Below are 19435 nucleotides of genomic sequence, written 5' to 3' on the forward strand. Positions count from 1 at the left end.
CGGGTCGACCGGAGGCGACGCGGGCGGACGTCCGAGCGATCGTTTATATACCAGAGCGCGGCCACGCCCGCCATGAACCTCGATCTCGTCGAGCAGGTCGCCGGCAACGGCGGCGAGACGCCGCTCCGACTGCTCCCGTGGATCGACGGCGACACCCGCGAGTGCCGGTGCGAGCCGACGTTCCGCGAGCCGGTGGGAACCGGCGTCGAAGACCGGGCGGTACTCGACGTCGACACGGACGGCTGTCCCGGACGCGGTGACCTCGCCGCGAGCCCGGACTGCCTCGCGACCGTTATTACGGCGCTCACCGACCGCGACGCCGACGTGATCAGGACGCGACACCGCGGGCGGGAGCGCGCCTACGCCGACCGCGCGGCCGACCTCTTAATCGCCGCGGGGCGCTTCCGGGAGCGGATCGGGTTCCACGAGGAGCGGCTCGCCGACCGCGTCGTCCGCGATCCGCTCGGGGCGGCCGCGGAGGCGGCCGGCCGCGCCGGCCCTGCGAAGCGGATCGCGACCGAGACAGGGCTGCTGGCGGCCGCCGAGGAACTCGCCGGAGACGCGGACGGGGGAGCGGGCGAACGCGATATGCGCGAACGGCTGCGTGCGCACGTCGGCCCGACCGCCGCGACCGCGCGCGTCGCGGCCGCGCCCCCGCCGGGTGCGGCGCTCGTCGACCGCTGGACGGTTCCGACCGGAGCGACGGTACGGCTCTACGAGGGCGACGACTCGCTCAGGACGTATCACCTCACCACGCCGAGCGCCGACCTCGACGCCGACAGCGTGGCGACCCTCGCCGCCGCGCGGGACCGACTACTCGACGACCCCCGCGGCGGTGATAGGGCGCCCGGGCGCGCGGTGCGGGAGGTGGCTACCGACGGCGACCCGGTTGCGGACCTGACCGAGATTCTGCGGCGGCACACGCACGGCTACGGCGCGTTCGAACACGTCTTCGCCGACGACCGGGTGAGCGACGCGACGGTGACGGCGCCGGTCGCGGAGAATCCCCTCCGCGTGGTCCTCGACGGCGAACGGTGCCGGACGAACGTGCGGCTCCCGCCCGAGGGGGCCGCCACGCTCGCGTCGCGGCTCCGGCGGGCGAGCGGGCGGGCCTTCTCGCGGGCGACGCCGACGCTCGACGCGACGATCGAGTCCGAGACCGGGCGGGTCAGGGTGGCCGCGGCCACGGCCCCGGCGAGCGACGGCCTCTCGTTCACCTTCCGACGCGGCGATCCGGAGGCGTGGACGCTCGCTCGGCTGGTGTCCGTCGACACGCTCACGCCCGCGGCGGCCGGGCTGTTGTCGGTCGCCGTCGAGCGCGGCGTGACCGGGCTGGTCGCGGGGGGACGGGCGGCCGGCAAGACGACCGCACTCGGAGCGCTGCTGTGGGAGCTGCCCCCCGAGACGCGGACGATCGTCATCGAGGACACGCCGGAACTCCCGGTGGACGCGCTCGCCGACGTCGGCCGGGACGCGCAGCGACTGCGCGTCGGGGACGGCGCCGAACTCGCGCCGGCGGACGCGGTGCGGACCGCGCTCCGCATGGGCGGCGGCGCGATAAGCGTCGGCGAGGTGCGCGGCGAGGAAGCGCGGGCACTGTACGAGGCGATGCGCGTCGGAGCCGCCGGTGAGACGGTCCTCGGGACGATCCACGGCGAGGACCCGGCGGCCGTCGAGGAGCGGGTCGTCACCGATCTCGGGGTCGCCCGCTCGTCGTTCGCCGCGACGGACCTGATCGCGGTCCTCGACGACCACCGCGTCGAATCGATCGTCGAAGTCGGCGATCACGACGACGGGGCGAGCTTCGATCCGCTCTTCGAGCGGACCGAGCGGGGACTCGTCGCGACGGGTCGGATCGACCGCGGAGAGAGCCGACTGATCGAGGACCTCGCCGATTCGGACGAGTCGTACGCCGCGGTGCGGGAGGCCGTCGATCGGCGGAGCGGCCGGATCCGCGACGCGGTTCGAGCGGGACGGATCGCGCCGGCGCGGTACGATGGAGGCGATCGATGACGGAGCGTGAGTCGATCCAGTCGAGCCAATCCGGCAGATCGATCCGTTCCGGCACCGGGGACGACTCGGCCGCCTCGGCGGAACTGCGACGCGCGGTCGCGTTCCTCGGGTGGGATTCCTCCGCCGAGCGGGTCGTGGGTGTCGGGTACCGCGTCGGCGCCGTCGCCGGCGCGGTCGTCACCGCCGTCGCGGCGCTCGTCGTCGGCGCGGTCGCCGCCGCGCCCGCCGGGCTGGCCGCCTTCGTCGCCGGGGTACACGCGGTCCACCGGGCCCCGGTGTGGCTGGCGTCGCTCCGACGGACGCGGGCGCTCGGCGCGGCGCCGGGCCTAGTCGGGCGGCTCGTGTTGCGGATGCGACTCGACCCCTCGACCGAACGGGCCGTGCGGTTCGCCGGACGGACGGGCGACGGACCGCTGGCCGAGGCACTCTCGCGCCACGAGCGGGGGAGCGCGGACGGACCGACGAGCGGGATTCAGGCGTTTGCCCGCGAGTGGCGCCCCTGGTTCCCGGCGATCGATCGCGCCGCGGCGCTCGTCCGAACGGCGGCGACCGCGCCGCCTGAGCGTCGCGGTCGGTGTCTGGACCGCGCGCTCGACGCGACGCTCTCGGGAACCACCGACCGGCTCGCGTCGTTCGTCGGCGCGGTTCGGGGCCCGGTCTCCGCACTGTACGCGTTCGGCGTGCTGCTGCCGCTGGCGCTCATCGCGCTGCTTCCCGCGGGCGCCGCGGCCGGCGTCGCGATCGGCCCCGGGCTGGTCGCCGGCCTGTACCTCGTCGCGCTCCCCGGCGGGCTGGTGGCCGCCTCGGCGTGGCTGCTCTTCCGCCGACCGGTCGCGTTTCCGCCGCCGCAGATCGGGGGCGACCACCCCGACGTGCCGGAGCGTCGCGGCCACGCGCTCCTCGCCGGGTGCGCCCTCGGCGCGGCGGCGGCCGTCGTCGCCGCGCGGGCCGTCGCGCCGTGGGCGTGGCCCGTCGCGGGGGTCGGCGTCGGCGTCGGAAGCGCGCTGTTCGTCCTCGCGCGACCCCGCCGGGCGGTGCTGTCTGACGTGCGGGACGTCGAGCGCGGCCTCCCGGACGCGATGACCGTGATCGGCGGCGACGTGGCCGAGGGCGTCGCGGTCGAGACCGCGGTCGCGAACGCCGGCGAGCGCCTGGACGGCGCGACCGGTGAGCTGTTCGAACGCGCCGGGCGGCGCAGCGACACGCTTCGGGTCGGCGTCCGCGAGGCGTTCCTGGGACAGGGCGGGCCGGCTGCTCCCGTCCCGTCGCCTCGGCTCCGGGGCGCTATCGCGCTGCTCTCGGTCGCCGCGCGGGAGGGCCGCCCCGCGGGCGACGTGCTGTTAGAACTCGCGGACCAGCTGGAGTCGCTGCGCGACCTCGAACGCGACGCGCGACGCCAGCTAGCGAGCGTCACGGGGACGCTCTCGAACACCGCCGCGGTGTTCGCGCCGCTCGTCGGCGGGGCGACCGTCGCGCTCGCGACGGGGATCGGCGCGGTCGATGTCGGCGGCCTCGGCGCCGGGGCGGCGGCGGGCGCCGACGTGCTCGGCGGCGGCGGGCTGAGCGGCAGCGGGCTGAGCGGCGGCGGCACCGCCGGTGCGGCCGGGGGGAGCGGCGCGGCCGAGACGGGCGGCGGCGCGGGGTCCCTGTCGGTACCGGTGCTCGGCCGGATTGTGGGGACGTACGTACTGCTGCTCGCCGCGCTTCTCACTGGGCTCGCGACGGGGTTAGAGCGAGGATTCGACCGGACGCTGGTGGCGTATCGGATCGGCATCGCGCTGCCGACGGCGACCGCGACGTTCCTCGTCGCGTTCGCCGGCGCCGGCCTGCTGTTTTGAAGCCGGGCGACGGGGGGAGACCGGGATCGGACCCGACCTCTGCGCCGATCATTTATATACCAAGCCGCGGCCAGCCGCGCCATGTTCGAGACGTACCCTGACGCCACGTACGCGTGGCTCGGCCTGGCAGTCGTGAGCGTCGCGACCGTCGGCGTGGCCGCCGCCTTTCCGGCCTCGCCGCCGCCGGACGCCGACGGCGTCGCGCGCACGGTCGACTCGGTCGCGGGCGGGGAGTACCCGTCGACCGCCGAACACGGCGTCGCAGCGGATCGGATTCGGATCGCGAACGGCTCCGTGTCGCTCGGTGACGATCGGGGGACTGCGCGAGCGACGCTCGACGCCGCGCGGGTCACGCCGGTGGTCCGACCGGCGGCAGGCGTGCCGCCGGAGGCGACGACTGACGCGCGCCTTCGGCGCATCCTCGCCGGCGCTCCCCCTGACGCCGCATTCGACGATCCGGCTGCGTTCGCGGCGGCGGCCGAGCGCGCGCGAGCGGCGGACGCGACGTGGAGACCCGCACCGGAGCGGATCACGGTCCGACGGGTACACTACGGCGACGTCCGCGTGACGCTCGTGGGGTGATCTCGCGTGTCATACGATCCCGCGAGTTCGGACGGATCGGATACGGCGGGGGAGTCGAAGCGGCCGACCGCGACGTTCTCGAACGCCGACCGCGCCGCCGTCGAACCGATCGCTGCGCTCGTCGCGGTGGTGGTCGTCGGGCTCGCGCTGGGGCTGTACGCCGGTGCGTTCGCCGACGCGGCGCCCGATGACGACCGGTCTACCGCGAAGGGCGCCCTTGACCGAGCCGAGGAGGCGATCACCGTCGGCGGCGTCGTCGACCCGGATCGGATGCGGCGGATCGAGGCTCCGGGGACCGCGACCGCGATCGAACTGGAGGCGGCCGGCGAGCGGTGGCTGGCCGCGTCGGGTCCGGACGCGCCGGGGCCGCCGGAGGTCCGGTCGGCGGAGGCGGTCGCGGTCGCCGAGCGGCGGGTGACGGTCCGGGTCGCGCCGGGGCGGAACGTGCGCGGGACGCTCCGGGCGGTGGTGTGGCGGTGACCAGCACCGTCCTCGACGTGACCGTGCTGCTGCTCTGTGTCTCCGCGAGCGTCGTCGCCCTCGGCGCGAGCGACGCCGGCGGCCCCGACGGACCGACGGCGACCGACGCCGCGGACAGACTCGTCACCGAGACCGCGACCGTGACGTACCCCGACGAGGACGCGCCGAACGACACGCGCCGCGTCCACGCGACACGCGCTGAGTTGCTCGCGCTAGTGGCCGAACGAAGCGCGGACGGAGGCGAGAGGACGGCGTTCGACCGCCGGGCGGTCGACAGGGTTCGGTCCGGTGTCGGTCCGCGGACGCGCGTCGACGTGACCGTCGACGGGCCGAGGCGGACGGACGAGAGAGTGGCCGGCGTACCGGAGCGATACCGGGCGCGGGGCGCGTCCCCGGGGACGGCGCCGGCGACCGCCTCGTCCGGAGCGACCACGGACGAGGACCGGTGGACGATCGCCGTCGGAGCGGAACCGCCGCGAGACGCCACCGTCGGCGTCGCGGTCGTCAGACACCCGCTTCCGACAGGCGTCGGCAGCGGCGCTGGGGAGTCGGACGGCCGCGGCTCCGGTTCCGAGGTCCGGATCGTCGTCCGGAGGTGGTGACCGTGGGGAGCCGGAACGGCGGTCGGTCGAGCGCCGGCCGGCGGCGCACGATCGTCGTGGACGAGCGGGCGCGGGTTCCCTTCGCGCTCGTCGGCGTGCTGCTGCTCGTGACGAGTTCGGCCTACGCAGCGGGACTCGCCGGGCAGGGGCTCGTCGGCGAGGACCGCCGCGTCGAACGCGCGGTCGAGCGCGTCGACGCCGACGTCACCGCCGCCCTCAGGAGCGCGGCTCGTGAGGCGGCCCACGACGCGGCGGCGGAGCCGGTGACGCGTGCGCCGACCGGAACGGAACCGGGAGCCGAAGCGGTCCGCGAGGGCTCCGCGTTCGAGGACGCCTTCCGGGTCCGGCTCGCGATCGCCGGCGCCGAGGCGCTGCGCGCGGTCGACAGCGATGTCGGCGGCGTCGAGGCGAACGCCACGCTCCCGGCGGTCGACTCGGCCGACGATCTCGTCGCGGCGCGCGAGCGGATTAGCGTCGAACCGACCGCGAACGGGACCGCGACGCGGGTGACGTTCGAGGACGTCTCGACGACCGCGACCCGGGACGGGCGAACCGTCGTGAACCGGACGCGGTCGCGGACGGTCACGGTCGCGGTGCCGACGTTGGCCGCGCACGAGCGGACCGAGCGGTTCGAGCGCCGACTCAACCGCGGGCCCGTCGAGGGGCCCGGGCTCGGCCGACAGGTCACCGCCAGCCTCTACGCGACGGCGTGGGCCCGGGGATACGGTCAGTACGCCGGCGCTCCCGTCGAGAACGTCGTCGCGAACCGCCACGTCGAGCTGTCCACGAACGCCGGGATCGTCCGGGTTCAGCGGGACGTGTTCGGGACCAGCGACCCCGACGCGCGCGGCGGCGTCGCGCGGGCGACCGCCCGGACCGGCGTGACCGATCTGCTGTCGCCGACCGGGGTCGACGAGGCCTCCTGGACGGACGCCGTCCTCGGAGCGCCGACGCCGAGGCCGAAAGTCGAAGGAGAGCAGGGACCGACGACCGGGGACGCGACGGCGAGCGAGGACGCGGCGTTCGACCCGGCGGCGGATCCGACGAGCGAGTCGGCGTCGGTCGAGGTCGGGCACGCGGCCGACCGCGCCGCGACCCGCGTCCACGACGACCTCGAATCGATCGCGCGGGCGAGCCACCGCGTCGAAGCGACCGCGGAGACGGAGGCGACGCGGGTGGTCGACGGAGGGCCCGTAACGCCGGACCGCCCCCGATCGCTGCTCGACGAGCCGTGGCGGCGGGTCGACACGTCGCGGACGGAACGCGTCCGCGTGGTCGGCGGGAGCGACCTCCGAACGGGGACCGACGGCGCGACGGTGTCGGCCGGCGAGTCGGTGTCGTTCGGCGGCGCGATCCGGGAGGTCGTCGTCGAGCGCGCCGAGACCGCGACGTGGGAGCGGCGAGTCGTCGAGCGGGGACCGAACGGGACGGTACGGAACGTGAGCGTCGACCGCGCCGTGACGCGAGACGAGGCGACGGACCGGTACCGCGTCCGGGTGTCGGTGACCGGGACGTACGCGCCGCGCGACGACGCGCCCGACAGACCGACGGCGACGTTCGGCGCCGCCGAGGGCGGCGACGTGGACGGGCCGGACCTCGCCGACACGCCGGCGGCCGCGAGGGCGGACCTGAACGTGGAGACCGACGGCGACGTCGACCGGCTGGCGCGCGACGCCGTCGAAGGGGGCGACGAGACGCGGTCGACCGTCGTGTACGGCGACCGGTCGGACGCGGATCTGGACCGGATCGCGGCGGACGTCTCGTCGCTGTCGGAGCGCGTCCGTGAGCTAGAGACCGAGGCGTCGATGGCCGACGCGGCGGTCGGCGAGTCGACCCCCTACCGGGACCTCGCCGCGACCGTACGCGACCGACGAGAGCGCCTCCGGGACGCCCCGTCGAGGTACGACGGCGCGGTCGACCGCGGGCGCGTCGCCGCCCGCACCGCGTATCTCGACGCCGTGATCGAGGAGCTCGAATTAGCGGCAGACGACAGGAAGAAGGCGACAGACGGCGTTCTGGACCGCGTGAACGACGCGTTCGGCGGGCCGCCGGTGGGCGAGGTGATCGCCAGCCGCGAGGCCGCCCGCGACCCGGGGACCTACGCCGTCGGCGACGGCGGGCCGGGCGGCGCCGTCACGTTCGCCCCGGAGGGGTCGCCGGGCTACCTCCCGCGGACGGCGGTCGACGGCGAGCGCGTCGAGGGCGTCGACGGCACGACGACACGGCCGCTCGCGACGCGAAACGTGAACTACGTCACGCTCCCGTACAGCGACGTCTCCGGCGGGATCGCGGACCGGATCCTCGGCACCGACGACACGGTCCGGCTTGGCGTCGCCGGGCGGTCGCTCCTCGCGGCCGACGAGGCATTCGCGGCGGCCGACGACAACGACCTCCGCGCCGACCGAAACGTCCTCGCCGGACGGGTCGACGACTCGCTGCGGCGCGTCGACGACGCGCTGGCGGACCGGCTCGCAGAGCGGACCGACCTCTCGCGCGAGCAGCGGAACGCGGTGCTGGAGAACGCCGCCGTCGACTACGACTCGCTCGGCGACAGGGCCGTCGCGGTCGGCGACGGCGAGTATCCGGACCGCGTCGCGAGGGAGGCGGCCCGGATGGGATCTCTGTCGTCGGCCGAACGGCTCGGGCTCGCGGCGCACCTCCGCGTCGAGACGCGAAAGGAGGCGGGGCGGGACGCGGTCCGCGTTCCGGCCCGGTTCGTCGACGAGACGACGGCCGCGTCCCGGCAGATCCGTCGGAAGAAGGTCGAGTCGGCGATCGAGGGCCGCGCCGAGGAGGCGGTCGCGTCGGTGCCGGACGAGCGAGTTCCGAAGCCCGTTCGGAGCGTGGGAGCGGGGCTTCCGGTCGCGCCCGTCCCCGGGTACTGGGTGGCCACGGTCAACGCGTGGAACGTCGAGGTTCGCGGCGAGTACCCGCGGTTCGCGCTCCGGGCGAACGTCGGGACGCCCGACCGTCCGTTCGAGTACGTCAGAGAGCCCGGCGCGGTCGGCGTGGACGTGAACGGCGAGTCGGTCACGCTCGGGGAGACGGAGGCAATCGCGTTCGAGACGCGGACGGTCGTCGTCGTCGCCGTCCCGGCCGGGCCGCCCGGCGTCGGCGACGTCGACGGGACGCGCGAGGAGACCTCCGGCGGCTGGCCGTGTCCGGGAGCGCTGAGCGCGTCGCCGGGGGCGGGCGACGAGTGTACGGAGACGTGAGGTGTCTGCCGGTCGCGGGCGTCGGACCACCGGGACGCGCCCGACCGCAGGCGTTTTGAGACGCGGTGACCGAATGAGGATATGTTTCACGAAGTCGTCGTCGACCGCGGAGCCGGACCCGAGGTCGACGCTGACGAGCCGGCGGCAGGGGAGTTACTCGTCGCCTTCGGATCGATGGTGACGGAGGCGGCGGCGAGCGTCGAGGGCGACCGGCTCGTCGACGAGGTCGGCCTGAGCGAGGCGGACGCTGGCGCCGCCCGCGAGGGGAACGTCGCGGCGCTCTCGCTCGCGGACGGCGCGGCCGTCCTCGCGGCGGCGAATCCGGACCGCGACGCCGACGCGATGGTGGCGGAGGTCCGCGATCACCTGCTGATGGGGATGGCGACCGCCGTCCTCGACGTCGACGCGATCGCGGCGAAGATCGACGCCGACCTCACCGGCCAGGAGGTCCAGCAGGCGCTGGAGGGGCGGACCGCGATGACGCTCGGACAGCTCGCGGAGATCCTCGCGGTCATCGAGCGCCGGAAGCCATGAGGGTCGTCGTCGTCGGCTGCGGCTACGTCGGGCTGGCGCTGGCGGAACAGCTCGACGCCCGGGGGCATGCGGTGACCGGCGTTCGGCGGTCCGACGGCGGGCTCGACGCGGTCGACGCCGTCGGCCCCGACGTCGAGGCCGTCCGGGCGGACGCGACCGATCCGGTTTCGCTCACGGCGCTGCCGGACGCGGACGCGGTCGTCTTCGCGGCCAGTTCCGGCGGACGCGGCGCCGACGCGGCGCGAGAGGTGTACGTGGACGGGCTGGCGAACGTCGTCGACGAGTACGGCTCGCGGGCGTCCCCGCCGGACCGCCTGGTGTACACCTCCTCGACCGGCGTGTACGGCGACCACGACGGCGGCTGGGTCGACGAGGAGACACCGGTCGAGCCCACCACCGAGAAGACCCGCGTCCTCGCCGAGGCCGAGCGGATCGCGACGGAGCGCGCGGCCGACGTCGGAATCGACGGGACGGTCGTCAGGTTCGCGGGGCTGTACGGTCCCGACCGGTACCGGCTGGAGCGGTACGTGGAGGGGCCGGTGACGGCCGGCTACCTGAACATGGTCCACCGCGACGACGCCGCGGGGTCGATCCGACACCTGCTGGAGACGGACCGCGCGCGCGACCGCGTCGTCCTCGTCGCGGACGACGAACCGGCCGACAAGCACGCGTTCGCCGACTGGCTCGCGGACGCCTGCGGCGTCCCCCGTCCGGAGAAGCTGTCGAAGGACGAGCGGATCGCGGCGGGCGACCTCTCCGCGGCCGCGGAGCGTCGGATCCGGACGAGCAAGCGGTGTTCGAACGCGCTGCTCCGCGAACTCGGCTACGAGTTCGCTCACCCGACGTTCCGGTCGGGGTACCGCGGCGCCGTGCGCGCGTGGCGGGCGCGGGCGGAGTAGGGCGGCTCGACCGGACGGCGGCCGGTTCCGGGCGTCGTCGCCCGATCACTGGGTTTTCCGTCGGTTCCAGTCCGTCGGAACGGTAACGAACCTTCATGTGTCGGGAGCGATTCGCCACAACCCATGCGAGCGATGAGCGCGGTCGGCGACCGGTTCTCGCAGGCGGAGGCCATGGCCCGGGAGAATCCCGAGATCGCCGTCGCCGCGGCGCTCGCCGTCCTGATCGCCGTCGGAGTCGCCCTCGTCGTACTGTGGTCCCGGCGGACGCCGGGAGTGAGGTTCCGCCGGCTGCTGGCCGCCGAAGACGAGATAGCGGTGTTGATGCATCCGAACCCGGACCCCGACGCGATGTCGGCCGCGGTCGGGGTGGCTTCGCTCGCCAATCAGGTGGACGTCGACGCGACGGTCCAGTACCCCGGTCAGATTCGCCATCAGGAGAACCGGGCGTTCCGAACCGTCCTCGACCTCGAACTGGAGCCGATCGAACACGTGAGCGACCTCGCGGCGGAGTCGGTCGTCTTGGTCGATCACAACGAGCCGCGGGGGTTCGCCGGCGCCGACGGCGTGTTGCCGACGGCCGTCGTCGACCACCACCCCGGCGACGGCGCCGGCGAGTCGTTCACCGACGTGCGGACGAACTACGGCGCGACCGCTTCGGTCGTCGCCGAGTACTTCCGAGACAACGACGCCGTTCCGGTCCCGCCGGACAAGCACGCGAGCGAGACCACGAGTGACCTGACGCTGTCGACCGACACGGCGACCGGGCTGTTGTACGGGATCTTGGCCGACACGAAACATCTCACCGTCGGCGCCAGCGAACCCGACTTCGCGGCGGCCGCCTACCTCTACCCCGGCGTCGACCAGGACCGTCTCGACCGCATCGCGAACCCCGCGGTCGACGCGGAGGTGCTGGAGGTGAAGGCCCGCGCGATCGCGGGACGCCGAATCGAAGGGTCGTTCGGGGTCGCCGACGTCGGCGGCGTGAACAACGTCGACGCGATCCCGCAGGCGGCCGACGAGCTGATCCAGCTCGAGGGGGTCAGCGCCGTCGTGGTGATCGGGGAGCGAGACGGGACCGTCCACCTCTCGGGGCGGTCGCGCGACGATCGGGTCCACATGGGCAACGCAATCGCAGCGGTGTTAAACGACGTCGACAACGCGAACGGCGGGGGACACTCCCGGATGGGCGGCGGGACGATCCAACCGGAGGTCGACCCCACCGGGGAAGGAGAGCCGGAGACCGTCGACCGCGACGCCCTCGCTGACGGGTTGTTCCGTGCGATGGCCGGCGACGTGTGACCGGGGGCGACGCGGTCCGGCCGATGCTCGGGGTATCCGCGGCGAACACGAGCGCTCGGATTTAAGTCCCGAGCTGCGGTGTATCCGCCATGGACGTCGCTGACGCGCTCGATGACGGGTGGCTCGCGCTTGCCGGCGTGGGCGCCGGCTACGCGCTCGCGGTCGGACTGGTGTTCCTACTGTTCTTCGTCGTTCCGTATCTGGCCGTCGCAGCGCTGTAGCGCGGCGCTCCGGTCGGGGAACGACGGTCAAAAAGAGCGACCCGGCGACGGGTCCCGAGTCGGCGGGATATCGGCCCGATCAGGCGAACGCGAGCGAGTCGTCGGCGCTCGTCTCCTCGTCCTGCCGGAGCTTGTCGTGGGCCTCGAGGAAGTCGTCGAGCGTGACCTCCGTCCGGTCGTCGCGGATGGCGAACATCCCGGCCTCGGTACAGACCGCCTTGATGTCGGCACCGGAGGCCTCCGGGGTCAGCTCCGCCAGCTCGGCGAAGTCGACGCCGTCGGCGAGGTTCATGTTGCGGGTGTGGATCTGGAAAATGATCTCGCGACCCTCGGTCTCCGGCTTGGGCACCTCGATGAGCCGGTCGAAGCGGCCCGGGCGGAGGATAGCGGGGTCGAGCATGTCGAAGCGGTTGGTCGCGGCGATGATGCGGACCTCGCCGCGCTCGTCGAAGCCGTCCATCTCGGAGAGCAGCTGCATCATCGTCCGCTGGACCTCGGCGTCCCCCGAGGTCTTCGAGTCCGTCCGCTTCGAGGCGATGGCATCAATCTCGTCGATGAAGAGGACGGCCGGCTGGTTCTCGCGGGCGACCTCGAAGAGGTCGCGGACCAGCTTCGCGCCCTCGCCGATGAACTTGTGGACGAGCTCGGAGCCGGCCATCTTGATGAACGTCGCGTCCGTCTCGTTCGCGACCGCCTTCGCGAGCATCGTCTTGCCGGTGCCCGGCGGGCCGTACAGCAGGACGCCGCTCGGGGGCGTGATGCCCACGTCCTCGAACATGTCGGGGTGTTCGAGGGGCATCTCGACGGTCTCGCGGACCTCCTGCATCTGGTCTTCGAGCCCGCCGATGTCGGCGTAGGTCACGTCCGGGGAGTGCTCGACCTGCATCACGCGGGCGCGGACGTCGGTCTCTTTCTCTAACTTCTTGACCACCGACAGGGAGTTGTTGACCGCGACGCGGTCGTCGGGGTCGAGCTTCTCGCGCATCTCGTCGGTGATCTCGGTGAGCGCCTCCTGATTGTTCCCGTGCTGCTTGATGACGGCGCCGTCGGGCGTGATCTCCTGGACCGTCGCCACGAACAGCGGGGACTGCTTCAGCTTCTTGTTCTCGTGGGTGAGCCGCTCGAGCTTCTGCTGGTACTTGTTGTTCTCTGCGTTGGCGTCGAGGAGCTTGTCGCGCATCTCCTCGTTTTGGGACTCTAAGACGTCGAGCCGCTCCTGTAGGGAGTCGATCTTCTCCTGTTTCGACGCCGCTCCCTCGTCGTAGGGCATATCGACGTCGTCGACCGTGTCGCTCATTGTGTTTATTAAAGCGTCTCGCGGATAAGAGGCTTCGGGTGGGGGCACGATACCCCGTGCCGCGGGCCGAGCGGGGGCGCGAGGCGGCGAGGAGCGGCGTGCCGCGCTCCCGCCGATCAGTACCCTCGACCGCCGCTATATGCTCCACGATAATTAAAATGGATAGTAAATATTATCAACTAGCATGACGACGATCGAGACACGCATGAGCACGACCGACGCCGTCACCGCCGACGACGGGACCGCGGACCGCTGGGCGGCCGTTCGCGACCTCCCCCCGAGCGCGAAGCTGGTCGCGAAGGTGCTGGACTACAACGACACGCTGACCCAGAGCGAGCTGGCCGAGGAGACGCTGCTCCCGCCGCGAACCGTCCGCTACGCGCTGTCACGGCTCGAGGAGGAGGGCGTCGTCGACTCCCGGTTCTCCTTCACCGACGCGCGCAAGCGGCTGTACTCGCTCGGCATCTGAACGCTGGGTCGCCAGCTGAACGCGAGACTCGACGGGCGTCGCGAGCCGCCGCATCGAGGGGAGAGGCGTCCGCGACCGTTTATATCCGATACCGCGCCAGTCCGCCCGTGGTCTCGACTACCGCCGTCAAGCGCGCCCTGGCCGCGCTCGCGACGCGCACCGATACCGCGAGACGCCCATACGTCGCCGTGATCGACGAGGCGGACGCCGCGCGAACCGACCTGCGTCGCGCGGCCGAGTTCGCCGACGCCGTCGGCCTGGATCGGCTGGCGGACGCGGTCGACGCCGCGGATCGCGCGGGCAACGAGGCCGCCGCAGAGCGCGGACGCGAGGCGCTCGTCGCGTACCGGGCGTTTCGACGGGCGGCGGCGGGCGAAAAGACGGATCACCGCGACCGCGGCGACGGCGGGCGCACCGACCGCGACCACTTCCGCTCCGGCCCCGGAATCCCTAAGCCGGACACCGGCCAAGACGCGACCAGATGACACGGGTGATCCACACCGGCGACACCCACATCGGGTACTCGCAGTACCACTCGCCGGTCAGACGGCAGGACTTCCTCGACGCGTTCGAGGCCGTGGTCGACGACGCGGTCGACGACGGCGTCGACGCCGTCGTCCACGCGGGCGACCTCTTCAACGACCGCCGGCCCGAACTCCGCGACCTGATGGGGACCATCTCCGTCCTCCGCCGGCTCGACGACGCGGGCGTTCCCTTCCTCGCGGTCGTCGGCAACCACGAGTCGACGCGGGGCGGCCAGTGGCTCGACCTCTTCGAGCGCCTCGGCCTCGCCACGCGGCTCGGCGACGAGCCCGTCGTCGTGGGCGACACCGCCTTCTACGGGCTCGACCACGTCCCCGTTTCCCGGCGCGACGAGCTCGACTACGCGTTCGCCGACCACGACGCCGAGTACGCGGCGCTTGTCGCGCACGGCCTCTTCGAGCCGTTCGGCTACGCGGACTGGGACACCGAGACGGTGCTGACCGAGAGCGACGTCGAGTTCGACGCGATGCTGCTCGGCGACAACCACACGCCGGACACCGCGCGGGTCGCGGACACTTGGGTCACGTACCCGGGGTCGACCGAGCGCGCGAGCGCGAGCGAGCGCGAGGGGCGCGGCTACAACCTCGTCGTCTTCGACGCCGACGCGGCCGGCGGCGAGGACCGCGTCGAGATCCGGCGCCGCGCGCTCGACACCCGGCCGTTCGTCTTCGTCTCCGTCGAACTGCGCGAGGGGGAAGGCGAGTCGCGGGTCCGCGAGCGCGTCCGCGAGTTCGACCTCGCGGAGGCGGTCGTCCACGTCGAGATCACCGGCGAGGGCGACCCGGTGACGCCGGCGGCCGTCGAGGAGTTCGCGAACGACGAGGGCGCGCTCTTCGCGCGCGTCACGGACCGACGGCAGGTCGACGCCGACGGCGAGGTGGACGTGAGCTTCGCCGACCCGGAGGACGCCGTCCGCGACCGCCTCGACGAGCTATCGCTCTCGACCGCCGCGCGCGACGTGGAACGCGCGGTCCGCGAGGACGCCGTCCCCGACGCCAACGTCCGCGAGACGGTGAAACGGAGGGTCGAGGAGCGGCTCGACGAAGACGGAGGCCTCGACGCGTTCGAGGCCGTCGAGACGGACGCCAGGGCCGGCGAGGGCGGTGACGGCGAGGCGCAGGCGGACGCAGGCGAACCAGACGGCGACGAATCGACCACTGACGAACCGGATGCCGAATCCGACCCCGCGGAAACCGCGGACCCCGATCCGGCGTCGAACGACGGCCAGGTCTCCATGGAGGACTACCTGTGAAGTTCGACCGCGTCCGCCTCGCGAACTTCAAGCCGTACGGCGACGCCGACCTGCGGCTGACGGAGGGCGTCACGGTGATCCACGGGCTCAACGGCAGCGGGAAGTCGTCGCTGTTGGAGGCCTGCTTCTTCGCGCTGTACGGCTCGAAGGCGCTCGACGGGACCCTCGAAGACGTCATCACGAACGGCGAGGAGGAGACGGAGGTCGAACTGTGGTTCACTCACGACGGCGTCTCCTACCGGGTCGAGCGACGACTCAGGTCCTACGACGGCCGGATCGACCACCAGAGTACGCTCGAATCGACCGACGGGAGCGACGTGACGCGCGACGGCGCCCGGGCGGTCCGCGAGTTCGTCACCGAACTGTTGCGGATGGACGCCGAGGCGTTCGTCAACTGCGCGTACGTCAGACAGGGGGAGGTGAACAAGCTCATCAACGCCACTCCCCGGGAGCGACAGGACACCATCGACGACCTGCTCCAGCTGGGGAAGTTAGAGGAGTACCGCGAGCGCGCCGGGGACGCGCGCCTCGGCGTCGAGGACGTCCTCGAGAATCGGCGCGGGCGCCTCGACCAGCTCGACGAGCAGATCGCCGCGAAGGAGGACCGCAACCTCCACGGGCGGCTCAACGAGTTGGAGGGCGAGCTCGGCGAAGTCACCGACGAGATCGACCGGTACGAGTCTCAGCGAGAACAGGCGAGGGAGACGCGCGACGCGGCCGCGGAGACGCTCGAGACCCACGCCGAAAAGCGGGAGAAGCTGGAGTCGGTCGAGGCCGAGATCGACGAGATCGAGGCCACGATCCGCGAGGCCGAGCGCGAGCGCGACGACCACCGCGACGCGATCCGCGAGACCCGCGAGCGGATCGACGAGATCGAGGCCGCGATCGACGACCGGCTCGACGACGCCGGCCTCGACGCGGCGAGCGAGGCGGCCGTCGCCGACCGCCGCGCGGAGCTCGACGACCGCGAGGCGTCGATCCGCGGTGACCTCGACGACGAGCGGGTGAGCGCCGAGGCGTTCCGGAACCAGGCGACGAACCTCGCCGGGAAAGCGGACGACCGGACCGAGCGCGCCGCGGAGATCGAATCCGAGGCCGACGGCCTCGCAGACGAGGCCGAGGCGGCGGCGGCGGCGGCCGACGAGCGCGAGGCGTCGATCGAGGAGCTGCGCGAGGAGGTCGACGGGCTCCGCGAGCGGTTCGCGGCCGCCGACGCCGACGTCGACCGCGACGGCGTTGCCGACGAGCGCGACGCGCTGCGCGACGAGCGGGGCGCGCTGCGCGAGCGGATCGCCGAGCTGTCGGCGGAGCTGAAAAACGCCCGCGAGCGCGTCGAGGAGGCCGAGGAGCTGCTCGCGGCGGGGAAGTGCCCCGAGTGCGGCCAGCCGGTCGAGGACTCCCCGCACGCCAGCGGGATCGACGAGGACCGCGAGCGGGTGGCGGAGCTCGAGGCCGAGCTGGCGGACGCCCGCGAGCGCGAGAGCGACCTCGACGAACGGATCGCGGAGCTGGACGGGCTCGCGAGCGCGGCAGATCGGCTCGACGAGATCGACGAACGGGTCGAGACCCTCGACGCGCGGGTCGAAGAGAAACGCGCGGAGGCGGACCGGAAGCGGGAGGCGGCCGAGGAGAAACGCGAGCGCGCCGCCGATCTCCGTGCGGAGGCCGAGGAGACCCGCGAGGTCGCCACAGAGAAGGGCGAGGAGGCCGAGGCGGCCGCGGAACGCGTCGCGGAACTGGAGGCGTCGCTGTCGGCGATCGACGACGCCCGCGAGGCGGTGACGGCGGTCGAGGAGGACCTGGCCGCGATCGCCGACGCGGAAGACGAGATCGAGCGCCGCCGCGAGAAGCGGGAGAACCTCGAAGAGATGAACGACGAACGCCGCGATCGGCTCGCCGACAAGCGCGAGCGCCGCGACGAGCTCGCGGCCGCGGTCGACGAGGCTGCGGTCGAGACGGCCGAGAAACGGAAGGAAGACGCCGAGCAGTACCTCGAGAAGGTCGCCAAAGAGCTCGACACGCTCGACGAGCGGCGCGAGGAGCTCCAGAACGCGATCGGCGGGGTGAAAGGCGAGATCCGCGAGTTAGAGGAGCTCCGCGAGGAGCGCGAGGCGCTCGGCGACCGGGTGGCGGCCCTCGAAACGCTCCACGAGGAGACGAGCGAGCTGGAGTCGATGTACGGCGACCTGCGCGCGGAGCTCCGCCAGCGCAACGTCACCGAGCTAGAGCGCACGCTCAACGAGACGTTCGAACTCGTCTACGGCAACGACGCCTACTCGCACATCGAGCTCGACGGCGAGTACGTTCTCACGGTGTACCAGAAGGACGGGGAGCCGCTCGACCCCGAGCAGCTCTCCGGCGGCGAGCGCGCCCTGTTCAACCTCTCGCTGCGCTGTGCCATCTACCGGCTGCTCTCCGAGGGGATCGAGGGCGCGGCCCCGACGCCGCCGCTTATCCTCGACGAGCCGACGGTGTTCCTCGACTCCGGCCACGTCTCCCGGCTCGTCCGGCTCGTCGAGGAGATGCGCGGGTTCGGCGTGCGACAGATCGTCATCGTGAGCCACGACGACGAGCTGGTGGGCGCGGCCGACGAACTGGTCACCGTCGAGAAGGACCCGCGCTCGAACCGCTCGACCGTCCGCCGGGAGGACGCGGCGGACCTCGACGTCGCGGAACTCGCGGGCGACTGAGTGCCACCGGTGCGACGGTTCTTTTTATAAGTATCCGACAGCGACAGCCCGTACCTCCACGTCGGCGCGTGCCTGCGAGGCCGCTCTGCGGCCGAGCAGCACGCGCGAGGGAGTCAGTCGTCGGAGCGAAGCGGAGGCGACTGACGAGGCTGGGGAGGCGTGAGGCTCACGCTCGGCTGATCGAGGATTCAGACGCGAACGGCCGCAGACCGCCACGAATCGCACGTATAAATAGAGTATCAGTCGCCGTCGCCCTCGCCAACGGCGCCCTCGTCCGCCGACCCGCCCCGCAACAGCCTCAGCGCCTCTTCCGCGACCGCGGTCGCCTCGTAGCCCCGTCGCCCGGCGACCTCGGCCTCCGCGACCAGTCCCGCCGCGCGGAACTCGGAGAGCGCGCCGTGGAGGTCGGATTCGCACATGTCTGCGGCGTCGAGCAGGTCGATCGCCGCGATCGGCCCCTCGTCGACGACCACCGCGAGCAGGCCGAGCGACCGGTCGTCGCGGACCGCACCGAGCGTCCGGCGGACCGGTTCCGGCACGCCGGAGGCCGCTGTCGCGAGCGGTGACTCGCCGTCGACGACCGAGAGTCGGTCGTTGTCGACGTACCGCTCCTCGCCGGTGGCGGGGTCCCGCACGCGGCTCGACTCGGCGGAGTGCTTCACGAGGAGGTACGTCTCGCCGTCGCCGTCGCGAACCGTCTGCATGGCCGAAACAGCGTGCCCGTCGGACATTACGCTTCCGGGGGCGCGGCGTCGAAATCGCGGTCGTCGTCTTCGTCGGCCGCCGCGTCTTCATCGCCCGCAGCGTCTTCATCGCCCGCGGCGTCTCCGCCGGCCTCGGAGTCCCCGTCCCCCTCGCCGTCTCCGTCGGGCGCTGACTCGTCGGCCTCGTCCCGCGAGCGCTCCCACGCCCGGTACGTCTGGTAGGTCCGGACGCCGGCCAAGAGCCCGCCGACGAGCAGTGCGGGGCCGACGCGCGACCAGCCCTCGAAGTACCACACCATCGGGCCGAGCGCGACGAGGAGGACGGCGGCGTTCGCGTAGATGACGGCGACGACGAACGCGCGGAGGGTCCCCTGGTCCACGTCGCTGGCACCGGAGAAGTCGCCGTCGTCGTCGAACGACTTCACCGAGGGCGCCTTCGGGATGTCGGGCGTCATCTCCCGCTCGGCGTCGGAGCTCTCACCGATGGAGATCTCGCCCTCGTCGTCCTCGTCGAGGCTGAACACGCCCGGACGTACGCCGCGCCGGGGCAAAGGGGTTCCGTCCGGTGGCGGCGGGATCCGGCTCGCCGCCTCAGAGCGCGTCGGCGAGCCGTACCGTTCGGCTCGCTTCGACCCACGCGAGGGGATTCGTGGCGTCGAAAAGCACCACGTTCCCGTCGTCTTCGTACGCTTCCACCTCGGCGTCGACCGCGTCGGAGTCGGCCGGGCGAGCCACCTCGGATTCGGAGCGTGGGTCCGAAGACATGGACCGTGGTAAGTCATCACACAATATATGCC

At 72.8% G+C, this 19435-nt stretch carries 18 protein-coding genes; 14 read left to right on the forward strand and 4 right to left on the reverse strand.

The window, feature by feature from the left end; all coding sequences use genetic code 11:
* The first annotated feature begins 72 nt into the window (after window positions 1–72).
* The 10 genes from F3H13_RS11555 to F3H13_RS16540 all read left to right on the forward strand — a co-directional run bounded on the left by F3H13_RS11555 (window position 73) and on the right by F3H13_RS16540 (window position 11683).
* Window positions 73–2013, forward strand: coding sequence for an ATPase, T2SS/T4P/T4SS family (locus F3H13_RS11555; RefSeq protein ID WP_149799180.1), 1941 nt, complete (start codon window positions 73–75; stop codon window positions 2011–2013).
* On the forward strand, window positions 2010–3851 hold the full coding sequence (locus F3H13_RS11560) for a type II secretion system protein (RefSeq protein WP_149799181.1): 1842 nt from the start codon (window positions 2010–2012) through the stop codon (window positions 3849–3851). The genes F3H13_RS11555 and F3H13_RS11560 overlap by 4 nt, the downstream gene beginning before the upstream one ends.
* An 81-nt stretch (window positions 3852–3932) precedes the next feature.
* Entirely contained in the window at window positions 3933–4433 is a 501-nt protein-coding gene (locus tag F3H13_RS11565; RefSeq protein WP_149799182.1) for a DUF7283 family protein, read from the forward strand.
* 6 nt (window positions 4434–4439) lie between these two features.
* Window positions 4440–4913 (forward strand): DUF7285 family protein, encoded by a 474-nt coding sequence (locus tag F3H13_RS11570; RefSeq protein ID WP_149799183.1) that lies wholly within the window; start codon window positions 4440–4442, stop codon window positions 4911–4913.
* On the forward strand, window positions 4904–5515 hold the full coding sequence (locus F3H13_RS11575; protein WP_149799184.1) for a DUF7284 family protein: 612 nt from the start codon (window positions 4904–4906) through the stop codon (window positions 5513–5515). Before F3H13_RS11570 ends, F3H13_RS11575 begins: the two co-directional genes overlap by 10 nt.
* Window positions 5509–8730 carry a DUF7286 family protein gene (locus tag F3H13_RS11580; RefSeq protein ID WP_149799185.1) on the forward strand — a complete coding sequence of 1074 codons (3222 nt, stop codon included), beginning with the start codon at window positions 5509–5511 and terminating at the stop codon, window positions 8728–8730. Before F3H13_RS11575 ends, F3H13_RS11580 begins: the two co-directional genes overlap by 7 nt.
* A gap of 81 nt (window positions 8731–8811) precedes the next feature.
* On the forward strand, window positions 8812–9264 hold the full coding sequence (locus F3H13_RS11585) for a DUF5791 family protein (RefSeq protein ID WP_149799186.1): 453 nt from the start codon (window positions 8812–8814) through the stop codon (window positions 9262–9264).
* Window positions 9261–10163 (forward strand): NAD-dependent epimerase/dehydratase family protein, encoded by a 903-nt coding sequence (locus F3H13_RS11590; protein ID WP_149799187.1) that lies wholly within the window; start codon window positions 9261–9263, stop codon window positions 10161–10163. Before F3H13_RS11585 ends, F3H13_RS11590 begins: the two co-directional genes overlap by 4 nt.
* A 123-nt stretch (window positions 10164–10286) precedes the next feature.
* On the forward strand, window positions 10287–11462 hold the full coding sequence (locus F3H13_RS11595) for a DHH family phosphoesterase (RefSeq protein WP_149799188.1): 1176 nt from the start codon (window positions 10287–10289) through the stop codon (window positions 11460–11462).
* Window positions 11463–11551: 89 nt separating this feature from the next.
* Window positions 11552–11683 carry a hypothetical protein gene (locus F3H13_RS16540; RefSeq protein WP_262488605.1) on the forward strand — a complete coding sequence of 44 codons (132 nt, stop codon included), beginning with the start codon at window positions 11552–11554 and terminating at the stop codon, window positions 11681–11683.
* 79 nt (window positions 11684–11762) lie between these two features.
* On the opposite strand, the gene pan1 is transcribed toward F3H13_RS16540, so the two are convergent.
* Complete coding sequence (gene pan1, locus F3H13_RS11600) at window positions 11763–12980, reverse strand: proteasome-activating nucleotidase Pan1 (protein WP_149799189.1); 1218 nt, start codon at window positions 12978–12980, stop codon at window positions 11763–11765.
* A gap of 205 nt (window positions 12981–13185) precedes the next feature.
* On the opposite strand from pan1, the gene F3H13_RS11605 reads away from it, so the two are divergent.
* The 4 genes from F3H13_RS11605 to rad50 all read left to right on the forward strand — a co-directional run bounded on the left by F3H13_RS11605 (window position 13186) and on the right by rad50 (window position 17934).
* Window positions 13186–13449, forward strand: a complete 264-nt coding sequence (locus F3H13_RS11605) for a helix-turn-helix domain-containing protein (RefSeq protein ID WP_004598708.1) — start codon at window positions 13186–13188, stop codon at window positions 13447–13449.
* Between the two features lie 107 nt (window positions 13450–13556).
* Window positions 13557–13934, forward strand: a complete 378-nt coding sequence (locus F3H13_RS11610) for a hypothetical protein (RefSeq protein WP_149799190.1) — start codon at window positions 13557–13559, stop codon at window positions 13932–13934.
* Entirely contained in the window at window positions 13931–15244 is a 1314-nt protein-coding gene (gene mre11, locus F3H13_RS11615) for a DNA double-strand break repair protein Mre11 (protein ID WP_149799191.1), read from the forward strand. The genes F3H13_RS11610 and mre11 overlap by 4 nt, the downstream gene beginning before the upstream one ends.
* A complete protein-coding gene (rad50, locus tag F3H13_RS11620; RefSeq protein ID WP_149799192.1) occupies window positions 15241–17934 on the forward strand; it encodes a DNA double-strand break repair ATPase Rad50 in 2694 nt (897 codons plus the stop codon). Before mre11 ends, rad50 begins: the two co-directional genes overlap by 4 nt.
* Window positions 17935–18173: 239 nt before the next feature.
* Here the strand turns inward: rad50 and F3H13_RS11625 are convergent, their stop codons facing one another.
* From F3H13_RS11625 to F3H13_RS16250, 3 genes are all read right to left on the reverse strand, one after another.
* Entirely contained in the window at window positions 18174–18638 is a 465-nt protein-coding gene (locus F3H13_RS11625) for a DUF7346 family protein (RefSeq protein ID WP_149799193.1), read from the reverse strand.
* A 26-nt stretch (window positions 18639–18664) separates the two neighbouring features.
* Entirely contained in the window at window positions 18665–19162 is a 498-nt protein-coding gene (locus F3H13_RS11630; RefSeq protein ID WP_149799194.1) for a DUF7322 domain-containing protein, read from the reverse strand.
* 67 nt (window positions 19163–19229) lie between these two features.
* Window positions 19230–19403 (reverse strand): DUF7331 family protein, encoded by a 174-nt coding sequence (locus tag F3H13_RS16250; protein ID WP_188128055.1) that lies wholly within the window; start codon window positions 19401–19403, stop codon window positions 19230–19232.
* Window positions 19404–19435: the final 32 nt, after the last annotated feature.

The organism is Halorubrum xinjiangense (assembly GCF_900102375.1).
In the GTDB taxonomy this organism is placed as follows: Archaea; Halobacteriota; Halobacteria; order Halobacteriales; family Haloferacaceae; genus Halorubrum; species Halorubrum xinjiangense.